Raw genomic sequence first — 14160 nt, 5'->3', positions numbered from 1 at the left:
GCGGGGCGCAGGTCCGCTTCCGGTGGAACCTTCCGCGCCCGGTTACCCTGCACGGGGGATCGTCAAACACTTTCGGGTTCGTCAGCGGAGCCGGCGGGTTCCGTCGCCCAGCGGTTCCGTGACGCCGACCGCGTCGAGGTGCTCCAGCAGCGGCACCATCACCCGGCGCGTGGAATCGAGGGCGCGGCGGGCGGCGGAGACCGTGAACGGCTGCTCGAGACCGGCGAGTGCGTCCGCGGCACGGGTTTCGGTGCCGGGAGCGAGGTAGACGCCGTCGGCGATCGGGGTGAGCCGGCCGTGGCGCACGGCGGCGGCGAGTTCGCGGCGGCCGAGGCCCAGGTCGCGCAGGTGGTCGGTCTCCGGCGCGCGGAAGGGGTGCGCCGCGAAGTCCTCGTCGAGCAGGGCGAGGGCGGAGGCGACCCGCGGGTCGAGGCCCGTACCGGGCAGGCGGACGAGGCCGGAGGACGTCTCCAGACCGGTGAGGAGCGGGGCCAGGAGGTCGGCGGACGGCAACCCCAGCCGGTGGCGCAGGGCGTCTTCCGGCATGCCGGCGGCGACGGGGTGCGCCCGGCTCCAGGCGGCGACTTCGTCGCGCACCGTGGACCGCAGGCGGGCGAAGCGGCCGGGGTCGACGAGCCAGTCGCCGACGCGGTTACCAGCCGGGGGCAGGCCCATGGCGCGGAAGTCCGCGGCCCGCACGAACCCGTGGCGCCGGAGGTAGGCCAGGGCCAGGTCGCCGGACAGTTCGGCGCCGCGGGCGCGGGCGGCACCTCGGCGGCGGAGTTCGGGCGGGCGGACGTCGAGCACGTCGGCGCCGGCGGCAATGAGGTGGGCGCCCGGGTCGCGCAGCAGCCCGCGGTCGCCGACGCGCAGCGGCAGCGGAGTGCGCAAGGCCAGCCGGACCGTGTCCGTCCCGAGTGGACGAACGCGCACCGGCACCGCCGCGGTGCCGAGGTGCAGGACGAGTTCGCGGTGCAGGTCGGCCGAAGCGGCGCCGCGGAGGCGGACGTCGACCTCGGACGTGGTGAGCCACGCGCCGGGGGTGAGCAGCGCGTGGCCACGGCGGGCCCGGTCGCGGTCGACGCCGCGGAGGTTCAGCGCGACCCGCGCGACCCCGCGCACAGTGGTGCGCTCCGTGCCGAGCGACTCGATGCCCCGGACGCTCACCGTGGTCCCGCCGAGGTCGAGCTCGTCGCCGGTGGTGATGGTGCCGGCTGCGAGCGTCCCCGTGACGACCGTGCCGGCGCCGCGGATGGTGAAGGCGCGATCGAGCCACAGCCGCACGTCGGCGCCCGCGGGCGGTACCGGCAACCCGGCGACCAGCTCGCCCACCGCGGCCCGCACTCCGGTCAGCCCTTCGCCGCTGGTCCCAGAGCACGCGACGGTGGGCACCGTGCCCAGCGAGGTCGCCGCGAGCTCGCGCAACGCCTCGGTCGTCGCCGGTCCCGGATCCGCCCGGTCCAGCTTGGTGACCACGAGGAGCCCGCGCTCGACGCCGAACGCGTGCAGCGCCGCCAGGTGCTCGGCCGACTGCGGTTTCCAGCCCTCGTCCGCGGCGACGACGAAGACGACGGCAGGCACCGGACCGGCGCCAGCGAGCATGGTTGGCACGAACCGCTCGTGACCGGGCACGTCGACGAACGCGACGTCCTCGGCGCCGATCCGGGTCCACCCGAAGCCGAGGTCGAGCGTCAGGCCGCGGCGGCGTTCCTCCGCCCAGCGATCCGGCTCCATCCCGGTGAGCCGCCGCACCAGTGTGGACTTGCCGTGGTCCACGTGGCCGGCGGTGGCGATCACCCGCACCGGCGCACGGCTTCCGCGAGCTTCGCGTCGTCGGCCGGTGGGACGGTTCGCAGGTCCAGCAGGCACCGGTCCCGCACGACCCGGCCCACGACCGGGAGCTGTCCGGCGCGCAGCGCCTCGGCGTAGCGCGCGGGCAGGGTGACTGCGACGCTGGCCAGTTCAACCCCGGGTGCCCCGCCGCCGCCGACCGCGGCCGTCGAGTCGAGCACCTCCGCGTCGATCCCGGCCGACCGCAGTACCGCGGTGAGCTCCTCCGAGCGGCGGCGCAGCTCCGGCAGCGCCACGCGCAGGGCTGCCTGAACCGGCGGCCGCGGCCCCCTCACGGTCGCTTCCAGGGCCGCGAGAGTCAGCTTGTCCACGCGCACCGCGCGCGCCGCCGGGTGCCGCCGCAGCCGCTCCACCAGCGCGGCATCCCCGAGCAGCAACCCGGCCTGCGGGCCGCCGAGGAGCTTGTCCCCGCTCGCCGTCACCAGGTCGGCGCCCTGGGCCAGCGCGGTGGCCGCGTCGGGTTCGTCGGGCAGCAGGGGCTCCGGCGCGAGCAAGCCGGAGCCGATGTCGACGACCAGCGACACGTCCAGCTCCGCCAGCTCGGCGACGGAAGCTTCGGCCGTGAAGCCGGTGACGCGGTAGTTGGACGGGTGCACCTTGAGCACGAACCCGGTGTCCGGGCCGATCGCGGCGGCGTAGTCCGCGGCGTAGGTGCGGTTCGTCGTGCCGACCTCGCGCAGGCGCGCGCCCGTCGAGGCCAGCAGATCGGGGATCCGGAAGCCGTCGCCGATCTCGACCAGTTCGCCGCGGCTGACCACGATCTCCCGGCCGGGCGCGAGCGCCAGCGCGCACAGCAGCAACGCGGCCGCGTTGTTGTTCACCACGTGCACGCCGCCGGCCGCCGGCACCGCATCGGCCAACGCGGCCAGCGCGCCCCGGCCCCGGCGCGCGCGGCGGCCGGAGGCGAGGTCGAACTCGACGTCGGTGCAGCCCGCCGCCGCGGTCACCGCCTCGACCGCCGCGGCCGACAGCGGCGCCCGGCCGAGGTTGGTGTGCACGACGACGCCGGTGGCGTTCAGGACCGGCCGCAGCGAGGACGCCTGCCCCGGCAGGTGCGCGAGCACGTCGTCGACGACCTCGCCCGGCGCGATCCGGCCCTCGCGGGCCCGCTGCTGAGCCGCGGTGACGACGGACTTCACGAGGTCGCGCCCGAGCGTCTCGGCGGCCTTGGCGATGCGGGGGTCGGCGAGCAGCGCGTCCGTACGGGGAACGGCCCGGCGCGGATCGGTCACCGCAGCGGCTCCTGGCGGAGGCGGACGGGAATCGAACCCGCCGGCGACAGCGTCTGCCACCCGACGGTTTTGAAGACCGCGCCGGCCACCAGGCCGGAGACGCCTCCCTGGAGCATGCCGACATCCTGCCAAGGTCGCGGCCCGCGCGCAGCCCGGGCACGATGGGGCGGGTGGAACACCGGCTGACCCAGTACGCGCACGGCGGCGGCTGTGCGTGCAAGATCCCGCCCGGCGAGCTCGAGGACGTCGTCCGCGGCCTGACCGGCAAATCGCCCGAAAACCCGGAGGGTGAGCTGCTCGTCGGCCTCGACGACGGCGACGACGCGGCGGCCGTCCGCCTGTCCGGCGGCACTGCGCTCATCGCGACGACCGACTTCTTCACACCCGTCGTCGACGACCCGTACGACTGGGGCCGCATCGCGGCCGCCAATGCCCTGTCCGACGTCTACGCCATGGGCGGCACGCCCGTCGTCGCGGTGAACCTGCTCGGCTGGCCGCGCGGGGTGCTGCCGTTCGAGCTCGCCACGGAGGTCCTGCGTGGCGGGCTCGACATCTGCGGCCCCGCGGGCTGCCACCTCGCGGGCGGGCACAGCGTGGACGACCCGGAACCCAAGTACGGCCTCGCCGTCACCGGCATCGCCGACCCGGACCGCTTGCTGCGCAACGACGCCGGCCGCCCTGGCGTACCCCTCACACTGACGAAACCGCTCGGCATCGGAGTCCTCAATTCCCGCCACAAGGCCACCGGCGAACGGTTCGAACACGCCATCGCCACCATGACGACGCTCAACGCCGACGCTTCCCGCGCGGCGCTGGCCGCGGGCGCGGTGTGCGCGACCGACGTGACCGGCTTCGGGTTGCTCGGGCACCTCCACAAGCTCGCCCGCGCCAGCCACGTCACCGCCCGCCTCGACCCGGCCGCCGTCCCCTACCTCGACGGCGCCCGCGAAGCCCTCGCCGCCGGCCACGTGAGCGGCGGCACCCGGCGCAACCTCGACTGGGTCAGGCCGCACCTCGACGCCCGCGGCATCGACGAGACCGAAGCCCTGCTGCTCGCCGACGCACAGACGTCCGGCGGGCTGCTGGTGGCCGGTGAGGTGCCGGGGTATCCGGTGATCGGGGAACTCCTGCCCGCGGGCGAGCACACCGTCGTCGTCGGCTGAGCGCCTGCCCGGCCGGGTCGGCTGCCCGCGCGTGCGGCACCGGTGCCGGACCACCCGGGCAGGGGCTGACTGGCCCGGCCCGCTTCCGCGCGCCTGCCGGGCCGGTGCTCGAGCGGCACAGCGTCTGTGCTGCCCGCCGAGGAACACGGCGGCCTGCTGAGCGGCCATGGGCACGTTCACCGGCAGCCCCACCAGCGCCGCCGATCACCGGCTGAACCGAGCCGGCTTCACTCGTGCCCGGCTGACCTGGTCATCGTGGGAACTCTTGCCCGAGGCGAACACGCAATAGGGGCCGACCTACCAATGGCTCGGCGCGCCGGCCCCACCGCCGCCTGGTCACCCGCACACCGGCTACCTCATGCGCAGCCGTGGTGCCGCCGATCCGGTCGTCGGCGAGCTCCTGCCGGCGGACCGATCGCTCGGCGCTCGGACGGCTCTTCCGCCGCCGCCAGGCTGAGGTTTGGCGCGCGGTGGGGCTGGGAAAACCCGCGGCATGCGCGCGGTGACCGAGGTGCTGGGGTGGTGGCTGGGTCTCACGGGCCTCTGGCTGCTCACCCTGTCCTCGCCCGCACCGGCGGAAGTGGTGGCCGGCGCGCTCGGCGCACTCGCCTGCGCGTGGGTTGCCCGCGCGGCGCGGAAGGCACTGCGTGGTGACTGGCGGTTCCGAGCCCGCTGGCTGGCCTGGCCGGCCCGGGTCCCCCTGACCGCGGTGCGCGAAGCCGTCCTGACGTTGGCCACGGTCGCGCGGCACCCCTCCGTCGGCGAGGTCGAGGACACCACCCTCCCGCGTGAACCGGGAGCGACGCGGGAAGCGCGGATCGCGGCCGCGACGATGGTCCTGGGCTCCACGCCGGGCACGATGGTCGTCACACACGCCGGCGGGCGGCTGCTCGTGCACCGCCTGCCGGGCGGCGGTTCGGCGGTGCTGCGGCGGGTGAGCCGGTGACGTGGCTGCTGCTCGCGGCCCTGGTCCTGCTCGCGGGCGGGCTCGGGCCGGGGTTGTGGCTGGCCGCGCGGGGCGATGCCGTCGAGCGGCTCGCGGGCCTGGAGCTGGCCGGCGCGGTCACCGTGCTCGTGCTCCTGCTGCTGATCCAGGCGTACGGCCCGTCGAGCGCGATCATCCTGCCGCTCGTGCTGGTGGTGCTGGCGTTCGCCGGCACGCTCGTCTTCGTCCGCCTGCTGGGTGCGCGGTGACGGTCGCGGCGCAGGTCCTCGTGTTCGCCGGGGTGGCCGTGGTGCTGCTGTCCGCGGTGGGGATGCTGCGGGCCCGCGACCTGTTCACGCGCCTGCACCTGCTGTCCCCCGTGACCACGCTGGGCGCGCCGCTCATCGGCGCCGGACTGGTGCTGACCAACGGGTGGCACCTGGGCTCCGGCGCGATCGTCGCGGTGGTGGTGCTGCTCGCGGTGACCGGACCGGTGCTGCAGGCGGCCACCGCGCGGCTGGAAGCGAACCGGCGCGAGCTCACCGACGAGGACCTGCCGTCGTGAACACCGCTGTGCTGCTGGTGGCGCTGGCGTTCGTGGCGGTCTCCGCGACCGCGGTCGTGCTCACCGCCGACCCGAAGCGCCAGGCCGTGACGCTGTCGGTGTTCTCCTTGTGCCTGACGATCCTGTTCGTCGTCTTCCAGGCGCCGGACGTCGCGTTGTCCGAGCTCGCCGTGGGTTCCGCGGTGCTGCCGTTGCTGGTGCTGCTGACCCTGCGCAAGGTGGGCCGGTGAGGGCGCGCGACGTCGTCGGGTTCGCCGGCGCCGCCGGGGTGGCGGCGGTGCTCGCCGCCGCGTTCACGAAGATGCCCGCCGCGGGCGGCGCGGTTCACCCCTACCGTGACCTCGTGCTGCCGGCCGCCTTGCGCGCCGGGACGCCGAACCTCGTGTCGTCGGTGAACTTCGATCTGCGCGCGCTGGACACGCTCGGCGAAGAGACGATCGTCGCCGCCGCGGTCGTCGGCGTGCTCGCGCTGCTCCAGCCGCCGCGGCGGAAGGTTCCCGACCCGCCCGGACAGGTGATGCCCGCCGTCCGCTTCGCCGGCTGGTTGCTGCTGCCGGTCGCGGCGCTGCTCGGGCTCGACGTGATCGTCCACGGCCACCTCACCCCGGGCGGCGGTTTCCAGGGCGGCGTCGTGCTCGCCACCGGCTGGCACCTGCTCTACCTGTCGGGCAGCTACCCGGCGCTGCTGAAGCTGCGGCCGCTGGGCAGTCTCGAGTACGCCGAAGCCGCGGCCACCGCCGCGTACGTGCTCGTCGGGCTGGCCGGGCTGTTCGTCACCGGGTCGTTCCTCGCGAACGTGCTGCCGCTGGGCAGCTTCGGCTCGTTGCTGTCTGCGGGGACCGTGCCGGTGCTGAGCGTCATCGTCGGCGTCGAGGTGGCCGCGGGCGTGGTGGTGCTGCTGTCGCGGTTCCTCGCCCACGCGCTGGGCCACGCGGACGAGGAGAGCCGGTGACCGCGGCCTGCTACGGCGTGGCCGCGTGGCTGCTTTTGCTCGGCTGCCTCGGGATCGTGCGCAGCCGCCACCTCGTGCACACGGTCGTCTCGTTGTCGGTCGCGCAGTCGGGGACCTACGTGCTGCTGCTCGCGATCGGCTACCAGCGTGGCGCCGGCGCGCCGATCGTCACACCCGGGCAGGCGACGCCGATCGTGGACCCGACGGTGCAGGCGCTCACGCTCACCGACATCGTCGTGTCCGCCACGATCACCGCGTTGCTGCTCGCCCTGACCGTGCAGATCTCGCGCCGCCACGGGACCGTCGACCCCGACGAACTCAAGGCACTGCGCGGCTGACATGTCCGTGGTCCCCGTGCTGCTCGTCGCCGTGCCACTGCTGGCGGCGTGCCTGCTGCTGGGGGTCGGCGGCTTCCTGCCGCGCCTCGCCGCGGACCTCTTCGCGACAGCGGCCGCCGTGGCCGTGACCGTCCTGGCGGCGCTGCTGGTGGCCGCGACCCGCCACGGCCGCGTGGTCGACTGGCTCGGCGGGCACCGGCCCACCGGCCCGCGCACGGTCGGGATCGTCCTGGTGGCCGACCAGCTCAGCGCGGCGCTGGCCCTGCTCGCGGCCTTCCTCACGTGCTGCGCGCTGCTCTACAGCTGGCGCTACTTCGACGCGGTCGAGGCGCGCTTCCACGCGATGGTGCTGCTGTTCCTCACCGGTGTGCTCGGGTTCCTCGTGACGGGCGACCTGTTCACGATGTTCGTGTTCTTCGAGCTGATGAGCGGGGTGGCGTACGCGCTCACCGGCTACCGCGTCGAGGAAGCCGACTCGGTGCAGGGCGCGCTGAACTTCGGTGTGGTCAACTCCCTCGGCGCCTACTTCACGCTGATGGGCATCGGGCTGCTCTACGCGCGCGCCGGGCAGCTCGGGCTCGCGCAGCTGGGCGTCGCGCTCGCCGGCCACGGCTCCGACGCGCTGGTGGTGGCCGCGTTCGTCCTCGTGTGCACGGGCCTGCTCGTGAAGGCCGCCACGGTGCCGTTCCACTTCTGGCTCGCCGACGCGCACGCGGTCGCGCCCGCGCCGGTGTGCGTGCTGTTCTCGGGCGTGATGGTGGAGCTCGGGCTGTACGGCGTGCTGCGGGTCCGCGCCACGGTCTTCGCCACCGCTCCCCCGGACGCCGCCGTGAACCGGGCGCTGCTCGTGCTCGGCGTGGTCACGGCGATGCTCGGCTCGGCGCTGTGCCTGACCCAGCGGCACCTCAAGCGCATGCTGGCGTATTCGACGATCGCCCACACCGGACTGTTCCTGTGCGGGCTGACGGCCGTGGAACCCGGCACGGGGTTCACCCTGTCCGTGTACGGGCACGCCGGCGCGAAGGGCGCGTTGTTCCTGCTGGTGGGGGTACTGCTCAACCGCTACGGCAGCGTCGACGAAGACGAGCTCGCCGGCCGCGCCCGGCACTCGCGGGTCGAGAGCGTGCTGTTCCTCGTCGCTGCCTTCGCGCTCGCGGGCCTGCCGCCCTTCGGTGTCGCGCTGGGCAAGGACATCACGGAACACGCGCTGCCGGAATGGCTTTCCGTGCTGTTCGTCGCGGTTTCCGCCCTGACGGCCGGGACGGCGGTCAGGGCCGGGCTGCGGGTCTACTTCGGACTCGGCCACGCGCCGTCCGGAGACTCCGGTGACCGGTCCACCGGCGGCGGCGAGCAGCCCGAGACGCGCCGGCCCATCCGCCGCACCCCCGCTCCCATGTTCGCCGCCGTGGTGCTCCTGCTGCTGGCCGCCCTCGCCGCGGGCACCCTGGCGTGGCTGCGCGACACGGCGGCGCTCGCGGGCGGGCAGGCAGCCGATCCGACGGGGTACTTCCACGACGTTCTCCCGGGCCTGCCCCCTTCGGCGGTCGAGCCGGCGGAGGTGGCGTGGACCACCCCGGGCCTGATCGGCGCCGCGGCGTCGGTGGTGCTCGCCGCGGGTATCGCAGCGGCGGGGTTGTGGTCGCGCGGGAGGGCACCGTCGGCCGTGCGCTCCGGTGTGCACCTGCTGCACCGGGCCCATTCGGGGCACGTCGGCGACTACGTGGCGTGGCTGCTCGCCGGGGTGGCCGCGTTCGCGGCACTGGTCTGGTGGTGAGGCGTGTACGAGCCGACGGGTGGGGTAACCGCCGGGCCGGGAAGGGAGGCAACCATGGCAGACACCCCACGTTCCTGGCCGAGGCTGATCGTCGGTGTGGTCGCGCTCGTCTACCTCGTACTCGGCATCACGGGGTTCTTCGTGCCGGAGACGGCCCACCTCGGACACGACACGACGCGCACGGTCTGGCTATTCAGCACCAGCACCGTGCTCAACATCGTGCACACCGCGGTCGGCCTGCTCGGCTTGCTCGCGGCGCGGAAGCTGTCCGGGACCATCGGCTACTGCTGGTTCGTGTTCGTCGCGTTCGCCGGTCTGACCGCGTACGGGATCCTCTCGGCGACGTTCAGCACGGTGGACGAAGACCCGGTGAACATCAACTGGGCCGACAACTGGCTGCACGGCCTCACCGCCCTCGTCGCCCTTGCGGTCGTCCTCGCCGGCGGCCGGGTGCGCGCGGCGGCGCCCCAGCGCTGACGCCGTGCCCGACGGCCGGCCGGGAACGCTCGGGAAGCTGCGCGCGTTCCTGCGCGACGACCGATCCCCGCTGGGCTGGCTCGCGCGGGCGCTGCGCCTGCCAGGATCCGAACGCCGCGCGCTGGTCCAGGCCGCGAAGGCGACCGTCGCGGCGGTCGCGGCGTGGCTGCTCGCGGGGCTGGTGCTCGGCCTGCCGCAGCCGTTCCTGGCCCCGTACGCCGCGATCTTCCTCATCGAAGTCACGGTGTACCGCAGCCTGCGCAACTGGCTGCAGCAGGTGGGTTCGGTCGCGACCGGCGTCCTGCTCGCGGCGGTGGTGTCCGCGGTGGTGCCCGGCCTCACCTGGGCGCTGGCGGTCGTCGTGTTCGCCGGCCTGCTCGTCGGCGGGTGGCGCCGCTTCGGCGGTTCCGGGGTGTGGGTCGGCGTGACCGGGATGCTGGTGGTCACCTACGGCACGGCGCGGGACCTCAGCCTGCTCGGCGACCGCCTCCTGGAAACCGCGCTCGGCGCCGCCATCGGGCTGGCCGTCAACGTGCTGCTCTTCCCGCCCCTGCACGGGGAACGGCTCGCCGCCGCGGGCCACCGTCTGGCCCACGCCATCGCCGACCTGGTCGAAGCGACCGCCGGCGTCGTGCGCACCGACGACCCGCCGGAAGACCTCGACGAGTGGCTCGGCCAGATCCGTGACGTCCGCAGTCTCGCCCGCGAAGCCGACGACGCGGCCTTGCTGACGCAGGAGGACCGCTACCTCAATTTCCGCCGGCGCCGCCCGCGCGCCGGGCTGGTCCACGACCGTCCACTCCGGACCCTCGCATCGCTGTGGCCGCCCGTGGAGCAGCTCGTGGACTCAGTGCGCACCGCCTCGCATGGTCACGAACCGTTCCTGTACCCGTGGCCGGAGGCGCGCGACACGGTCGCCGATCTCCTGCGGGAGCTGGCGCACGCCGTCCGCGCCACGACCGCCCCCGGGGCGACCGTGGACCTGACTCGCTGCCGCGAACTGCTCGCCGAGGTGGAGGAGCGCCTGGTCACCTCGCGCGACGGCGTGACCGCGACCCTCGGCCTCGGCGCGATGGCGCTGCCCGCCCGCCGGTTGCTGCAGCGACTGGACGATTAGCCCGGCCCGGCGGGGGCTAACCCGGGACCATGACTGGCCAACGGATCGTCGTGACCGGCGCGACCGGCAACCTCGGCACCGCGGTGGTTCGTGCGCTCGCCGCGGACCCCGCCGTCGGGTCCGTCGTCGGCATCGAGCGCCGGCCCGCGGCGCACCCGCCGCCCAAGACCGAATACGTGCCGCTCGATGTGACCCGCGACGATCTCACGCTCGCGCTGCGCGGCGCCGACGCCGTGGTGCACCTCGCGTGGCTCTTCCAGCCCACGCACCGCCCGGACCTCACCTGGGAAGCCAACGTGCACGGTTCGCTGCGGGTCTTCGAGGCCGCGGCCGAAGCCGGAGTTCCCACGCTCGTGTACGCGTCTTCGGTAGGCGCCTACTCGCCCGGTGAGGGTGACCGGCGGGTCGCCGAAGACTGGCCCACGCACGGCTGGCCCGCCGCGGCGTACCCGCGCGAAAAGGCCTACGTGGAGCGGTGTCTCGACGCGTTCGAGCGCGAGCACCCCGGGCTGCGCGCCGTCCGCGTGCGGCCGGGCTTCGTGTTCCAGCGCTCGGCCTCACCGGAACAGCGGCGGTTGTTCGCGGGACCGTTCGTGCCCGGCTCATTGCTGCGGCCGAGCCTCGTGCCGGTGGTGCCGGACGTGCCGGGGCTGCGCTTCCAGGTCGTGCACAGCGACGACCTCGCCGATGCCGTCCGGCGGTGCGTGCTGCGCCCGGTCTCCGGCGCGTTCAACATCGCAACGGACGACGTCGTCGACCCCGCTTTCCTCGCGAGCCTGCTCGATGCCCGCCTCGTGCCGGTGCCGTCGTGGCTCGTCCGGCCCGCGCTGGCCGCCGCGTGGCGGCTGCACCTCGTGCCCGCGACTCCCGGCTTGTTCGACACCGTGCTGCGGCTGCCGCTGATGGACACGACGCGCGCGCGATCCGAACTGGACTGGCGCCCGGTGCACTCGGCGGCCGAAACCCTCGGCGAATTCCTGCGCGGCCTGCGCGAAGGCAGTGGCGGAGGAACCCCGCAGCTCGCCGGTGAAAACACCCGGGCGAGCGAGCTCGGATCCGGCGTCGGGCAACGGCCCTGACCGTGGATGTCGAAGCGCTCTTGCAGAGCCTGACCCGGGTCGTGACCGCACTGGCACCGACCGGGATCCGGTACGCCGTGGCCGGCGGGCTGGCCGTCTACGCGCGCGGCGGCCCACCCTCGGACCACGACGTGGATCTGTTCCTGCGGGAGGAAGACGCCCCGCGGGCGCAAGCGGCGCTCGCCGGGGCCGGGATGCGCCCAGTGCACCCGCCCGAGGACTGGCTGACCAAGGCCTACGACGGCGACCGGCTCGTCGACCTCGTCTTCCGGCCCAACCAGTGGCCGGTGACCGACGAGCTGCTCGACCGGGCCACGCCCATGCGGATCGGCCCGACGGAGGCACCGGTCGTGTCCGCGACGGACCTGCTGGTGCACAAGATCCTCGTGCTCGACGCGCACCACTGCGACTTCGCGCCGGTGCTCGGGATCGCGCGGGACCTGCGGGAGCAGGTGGACTGGCATTCGGTCGCGGCGCAGACGGCCGCCTCGCCGTACGCGCGGGCGTTCCTGTCACTGCTCGCCGCGTTGTCCGTGATCGACGGAGAGGACGAACCGATGAACGAACCACCGCAGTACCTCGTGGCCCGGCTCAGCCGGGCACTGGCCGAAGACCCCCGGACCGCCGAGCTGGGCGTGCACGTGACGGTGCGCGGGGACCACGTGCACCTCACCGGCGAGGTCACCTGCGCGTCCCGGCGCGACGAGCTGGCCCGGGTCGTCGCCGAGCACCTCACAGGCGAGCTGGTGCACAACGACGTGCGGGTGGCGGAGGTCCGCGAGCCCGCCCACGCCGAGGAGATGGGCCGATGAGGATCGCCGCCGTCGGAGATGTGCACCTGGGCGAGGACTCACGCGGCCTGCTGCGCCCAGCGCTGGACCGGCTCGCCGGGCACGCGGACGTGCTGCTGCTGGCGGGTGACCTCACGCGCCACGGCAGCCTCGCGGAGGCCCAGGTGGCCGCCGAGGAGTTCGCCGGGCTGCCCGTGCCCGTCGCCGCTGTGCTCGGCAACCACGACCACCACAGCGACCGCCAGGACGTCGTGGCCGCCCTGCTCGCCGAGGCGGGCATCACCGTGCTCGAAGGCGACGCGGCGACCTTCGACCTGCCCGGCGGCACACTGGGTGTAGCCGGGGTGAAGGGCTTCGGGGGCGGGTTCGCCGGCAAGTGCGCGAGCCACTTCGGGGAACGCGAGATGAAGGACTTCGTCGAGCACACGATGGACTCCGCCGCCCGCCTCCGCGAGGCGTTGGTGAGTCTCCGGACGGACGTCGTCGTCGCGCTGACGCACTACTCCCCCATCCCGGGCACGCTCCACGGGGAACCGCCGGAGATCCACCCGTTCCTCGGCTCGTACCTGTTGTGCGAACCGATCGACGAGGTCGGCGCCGACCTCGCGCTCCACGGCCACGCCCACTTCGGCACCGAACAGGGCGTGACCCCCGGCGGGGTGCGCGTGCGCAACGTCGCGCAGCCGGTGCTGCGGTCGGCGTACGCGATCTACTCGGTCGCTCGCGAACCGGCCACTCTGTCCTGAACGAGCGTCCTGAACGAGCGTCCTGAACCCCGTAGCCTGAAAGCGGAACCGCGAGTTGCGGGCAGGCGGCCGGCCCTCGCGCCGGCCGCCCGTCGAGCGGGGCTCAGGCGACGTCCAGCACCGTCTTCAGCCAACCTTCCTCGCGGCGGTCGAAGGTCTCGCACGCCTCGATCGCGGCCGTCGGCTTCTCGTGCTGCGTGATGAACCTCAGCGGGTCGACGACGCCGGAGTGGACGAGTTCCAGCAGGTCCGGCAGGTAGCGGCGGTGGTTGCAGTTGCCCATGTGCAGAGTCAGGTTCTTGTTCATGGCCAACCCGAACGGGAACTCGTCGAAGCCCGGCGGGTAGACGCCGATCACGCCGATGCTGCCGGCCTTCGCGACGGCGCCCACGGCCCAGCGCGCGGCCTGCGCGGGCGCGCCGCCGGGCGTCCAGTCCGCCGGTGGGGGCGAGCCGGTCGTCGGGCTTTCCGCGTCGCCCCCCACCGCGTCGATCACGCGGTCCACGCCGATCCCCCCGGTGAGCTCGCCGATCACCGCCACCGGGTCCTCGTCGTCGAAGTTCACGGTTTCGGCGTTCTGCGCGCGTGCGTGCTCCAGCCGGGACGCGATCCGGTCGAGGGCGAACACGCGGCCGGCGCCCTGGCGCTTGGCCGACGCGATCGCGAACTGGCCCACCACGCCGGCACCGAGCACGAGCACGCCGTCGAAGGCACGCTCCTCGGCCACGAAGCCGTCGGCGTGGTCGAGGACGTCGGACCCGCGTGCGCGGCTTTTCGCCGGGCGACCGCGTGGTGATCCCGTCGACCATCGGCTGTGGCACGTACTCGTACCGCCGCGCCGGGTACTACGCGCAGTGCGACCGCGCGAACCCCCATGGCCCCGCCGCGGGCACGTGCTTCTTCGGTGGCCCCGAGGCGACCCCCGCGCGACACCTCGGCGAGCCGGGCGCCGAACCACGCCGTCGGAAAGATGTCCGCCAGCAGGATCGCCCGGTCGTCCGACACCGCGTCGGGGATGCGCACCAGCGTCGTCATCGCGAACGGCACGCGGGCGTACTCGGCCTGCAGCCGTCCACCGGGCCGCATCCCCGGCACCGCGCCGCGGACCAGGTGCAGGTCGGTGCCGCAGATCGCGCTGCGGGTGATGCGC

The 14160-nt window shown here is 74.2% G+C and carries 16 protein-coding genes and 1 tRNA gene; 13 read left to right on the top strand and 4 right to left on the bottom strand.

The genetic code is table 11. The features are described 5' to 3' along the window. Nucleotides 1-81: 81 nt before the first annotated feature. The 3 genes from I6J71_RS18490 to I6J71_RS18480 form a co-directional block, all read right to left on the bottom strand. Entirely contained in the window at nt 82-1803 is a 1722-nt protein-coding gene (locus tag I6J71_RS18490) for a selenocysteine-specific translation elongation factor (RefSeq protein WP_204095841.1), read from the bottom strand. Beyond that, complete coding sequence (gene selA, locus I6J71_RS18485; RefSeq protein ID WP_204095840.1) at nt 1794-3083, bottom strand: L-seryl-tRNA(Sec) selenium transferase; 1290 nt, start codon at nt 3081-3083, stop codon at nt 1794-1796. The genes I6J71_RS18490 and selA overlap by 10 nt, the downstream gene beginning before the upstream one ends. Nucleotides 3084-3095: 12 nt before the next feature. Beyond that, nucleotides 3096-3190 (bottom strand) — tRNA-Sec (locus tag I6J71_RS18480). A 54-nt stretch (nt 3191-3244) separates the two neighbouring features. On the opposite strand from I6J71_RS18480, the gene selD reads away from it, so the two are divergent. From selD to I6J71_RS18415, 13 genes are all read left to right on the top strand, one after another. After that, complete coding sequence (selD, locus tag I6J71_RS18475) at nt 3245-4246, top strand: selenide, water dikinase SelD (RefSeq protein ID WP_370542161.1); 1002 nt, start codon at nt 3245-3247, stop codon at nt 4244-4246. 493 nt (nt 4247-4739) lie between these two features. Next, nucleotides 4740-5192 carry a Na+/H+ antiporter subunit E gene (locus I6J71_RS18470; RefSeq protein WP_204095838.1) on the top strand — a complete coding sequence of 151 codons (453 nt, stop codon included), beginning with the start codon at nt 4740-4742 and terminating at the stop codon, nt 5190-5192. Beyond that, complete coding sequence (locus I6J71_RS18465) at nt 5189-5440, top strand: monovalent cation/H+ antiporter complex subunit F (RefSeq protein ID WP_204095837.1); 252 nt, start codon at nt 5189-5191, stop codon at nt 5438-5440. Before I6J71_RS18470 ends, I6J71_RS18465 begins: the two co-directional genes overlap by 4 nt. Continuing rightward, on the top strand, nt 5437-5736 hold the full coding sequence (locus I6J71_RS18460) for a monovalent cation/H(+) antiporter subunit G (RefSeq protein WP_204095836.1): 300 nt from the start codon (nt 5437-5439) through the stop codon (nt 5734-5736). Before I6J71_RS18465 ends, I6J71_RS18460 begins: the two co-directional genes overlap by 4 nt. Next, on the top strand, nt 5733-5966 hold the full coding sequence (locus I6J71_RS18455) for a hydrogenase subunit MbhD domain-containing protein (protein WP_204095835.1): 234 nt from the start codon (nt 5733-5735) through the stop codon (nt 5964-5966). The genes I6J71_RS18460 and I6J71_RS18455 overlap by 4 nt, the downstream gene beginning before the upstream one ends. Further along, complete coding sequence (locus I6J71_RS18450; RefSeq protein WP_204095834.1) at nt 5963-6688, top strand: MnhB domain-containing protein; 726 nt, start codon at nt 5963-5965, stop codon at nt 6686-6688. The genes I6J71_RS18455 and I6J71_RS18450 overlap by 4 nt, the downstream gene beginning before the upstream one ends. Continuing rightward, nucleotides 6685-7026 carry a sodium:proton antiporter gene (locus tag I6J71_RS18445; protein WP_204095833.1) on the top strand — a complete coding sequence of 114 codons (342 nt, stop codon included), beginning with the start codon at nt 6685-6687 and terminating at the stop codon, nt 7024-7026. Before I6J71_RS18450 ends, I6J71_RS18445 begins: the two co-directional genes overlap by 4 nt. Nucleotide 7027: 1 nt before the next feature. Beyond that, nucleotides 7028-8800, top strand: coding sequence for a complex I subunit 5 family protein (locus tag I6J71_RS18440; protein WP_239155007.1), 1773 nt, complete (start codon nt 7028-7030; stop codon nt 8798-8800). Between the two features lie 54 nt (nt 8801-8854). Beyond that, nucleotides 8855-9277 carry a DUF4383 domain-containing protein gene (locus tag I6J71_RS18435; RefSeq protein ID WP_204095832.1) on the top strand — a complete coding sequence of 141 codons (423 nt, stop codon included), beginning with the start codon at nt 8855-8857 and terminating at the stop codon, nt 9275-9277. Between the two features lie 4 nt (nt 9278-9281). Continuing rightward, nucleotides 9282-10394 (top strand): aromatic acid exporter family protein, encoded by a 1113-nt coding sequence (locus I6J71_RS18430; protein ID WP_239155005.1) that lies wholly within the window; start codon nt 9282-9284, stop codon nt 10392-10394. 29 nt (nt 10395-10423) lie between these two features. Continuing rightward, a complete protein-coding gene (locus tag I6J71_RS18425; protein ID WP_204095831.1) occupies nt 10424-11473 on the top strand; it encodes an NAD-dependent epimerase/dehydratase family protein in 1050 nt (349 codons plus the stop codon). 2 nt (nt 11474-11475) lie between these two features. Beyond that, complete coding sequence (locus tag I6J71_RS18420; protein ID WP_239155003.1) at nt 11476-12285, top strand: BON domain-containing protein; 810 nt, start codon at nt 11476-11478, stop codon at nt 12283-12285. Next, nucleotides 12282-13010, top strand: a complete 729-nt coding sequence (locus tag I6J71_RS18415) for a metallophosphoesterase (RefSeq protein WP_204095830.1) — start codon at nt 12282-12284, stop codon at nt 13008-13010. The genes I6J71_RS18420 and I6J71_RS18415 overlap by 4 nt, the downstream gene beginning before the upstream one ends. A gap of 103 nt (nt 13011-13113) precedes the next feature. Here the strand turns inward: I6J71_RS18415 and I6J71_RS18410 are convergent, their stop codons facing one another. After that, complete coding sequence (locus I6J71_RS18410) at nt 13114-13737, bottom strand: zinc-binding dehydrogenase (RefSeq protein ID WP_239155001.1); 624 nt, start codon at nt 13735-13737, stop codon at nt 13114-13116. Nucleotides 13738-14160 lie beyond the last annotated feature (423 nt).

It is taken from the genome of Amycolatopsis sp. FDAARGOS 1241, assembly GCF_016889705.1.
In the GTDB taxonomy this organism is placed as follows: Bacteria; Actinomycetota; Actinomycetes; order Mycobacteriales; family Pseudonocardiaceae; genus Amycolatopsis.
The sequence above is the reverse complement of the archived record's forward strand: the minus strand, read 5'-3'. Positions and strand labels throughout refer to the sequence as shown.

Coding starts and splice junctions, on each gene's coding strand:
- I6J71_RS18425 (WP_204095831.1), top strand. CDS start 10,424: ATGACTGGCCAACGGATCGTCGTGACCGGCGCGACCGGCAACCTCGGC.
- selD (WP_370542161.1), top strand. CDS start 3,245: ATGGGGCGGGTGGAACACCGGCTGACCCAGTACGCGCACGGCGGCGGC.
- I6J71_RS18435 (WP_204095832.1), top strand. CDS start 8,855: ATGGCAGACACCCCACGTTCCTGGCCGAGGCTGATCGTCGGTGTGGTC.
- I6J71_RS18415 (WP_204095830.1), top strand. CDS start 12,282: ATGAGGATCGCCGCCGTCGGAGATGTGCACCTGGGCGAGGACTCACGC.
- I6J71_RS18470 (WP_204095838.1), top strand. CDS start 4,740: ATGCGCGCGGTGACCGAGGTGCTGGGGTGGTGGCTGGGTCTCACGGGC.
- I6J71_RS18440 (WP_239155007.1), top strand. CDS start 7,028: ATGTCCGTGGTCCCCGTGCTGCTCGTCGCCGTGCCACTGCTGGCGGCG.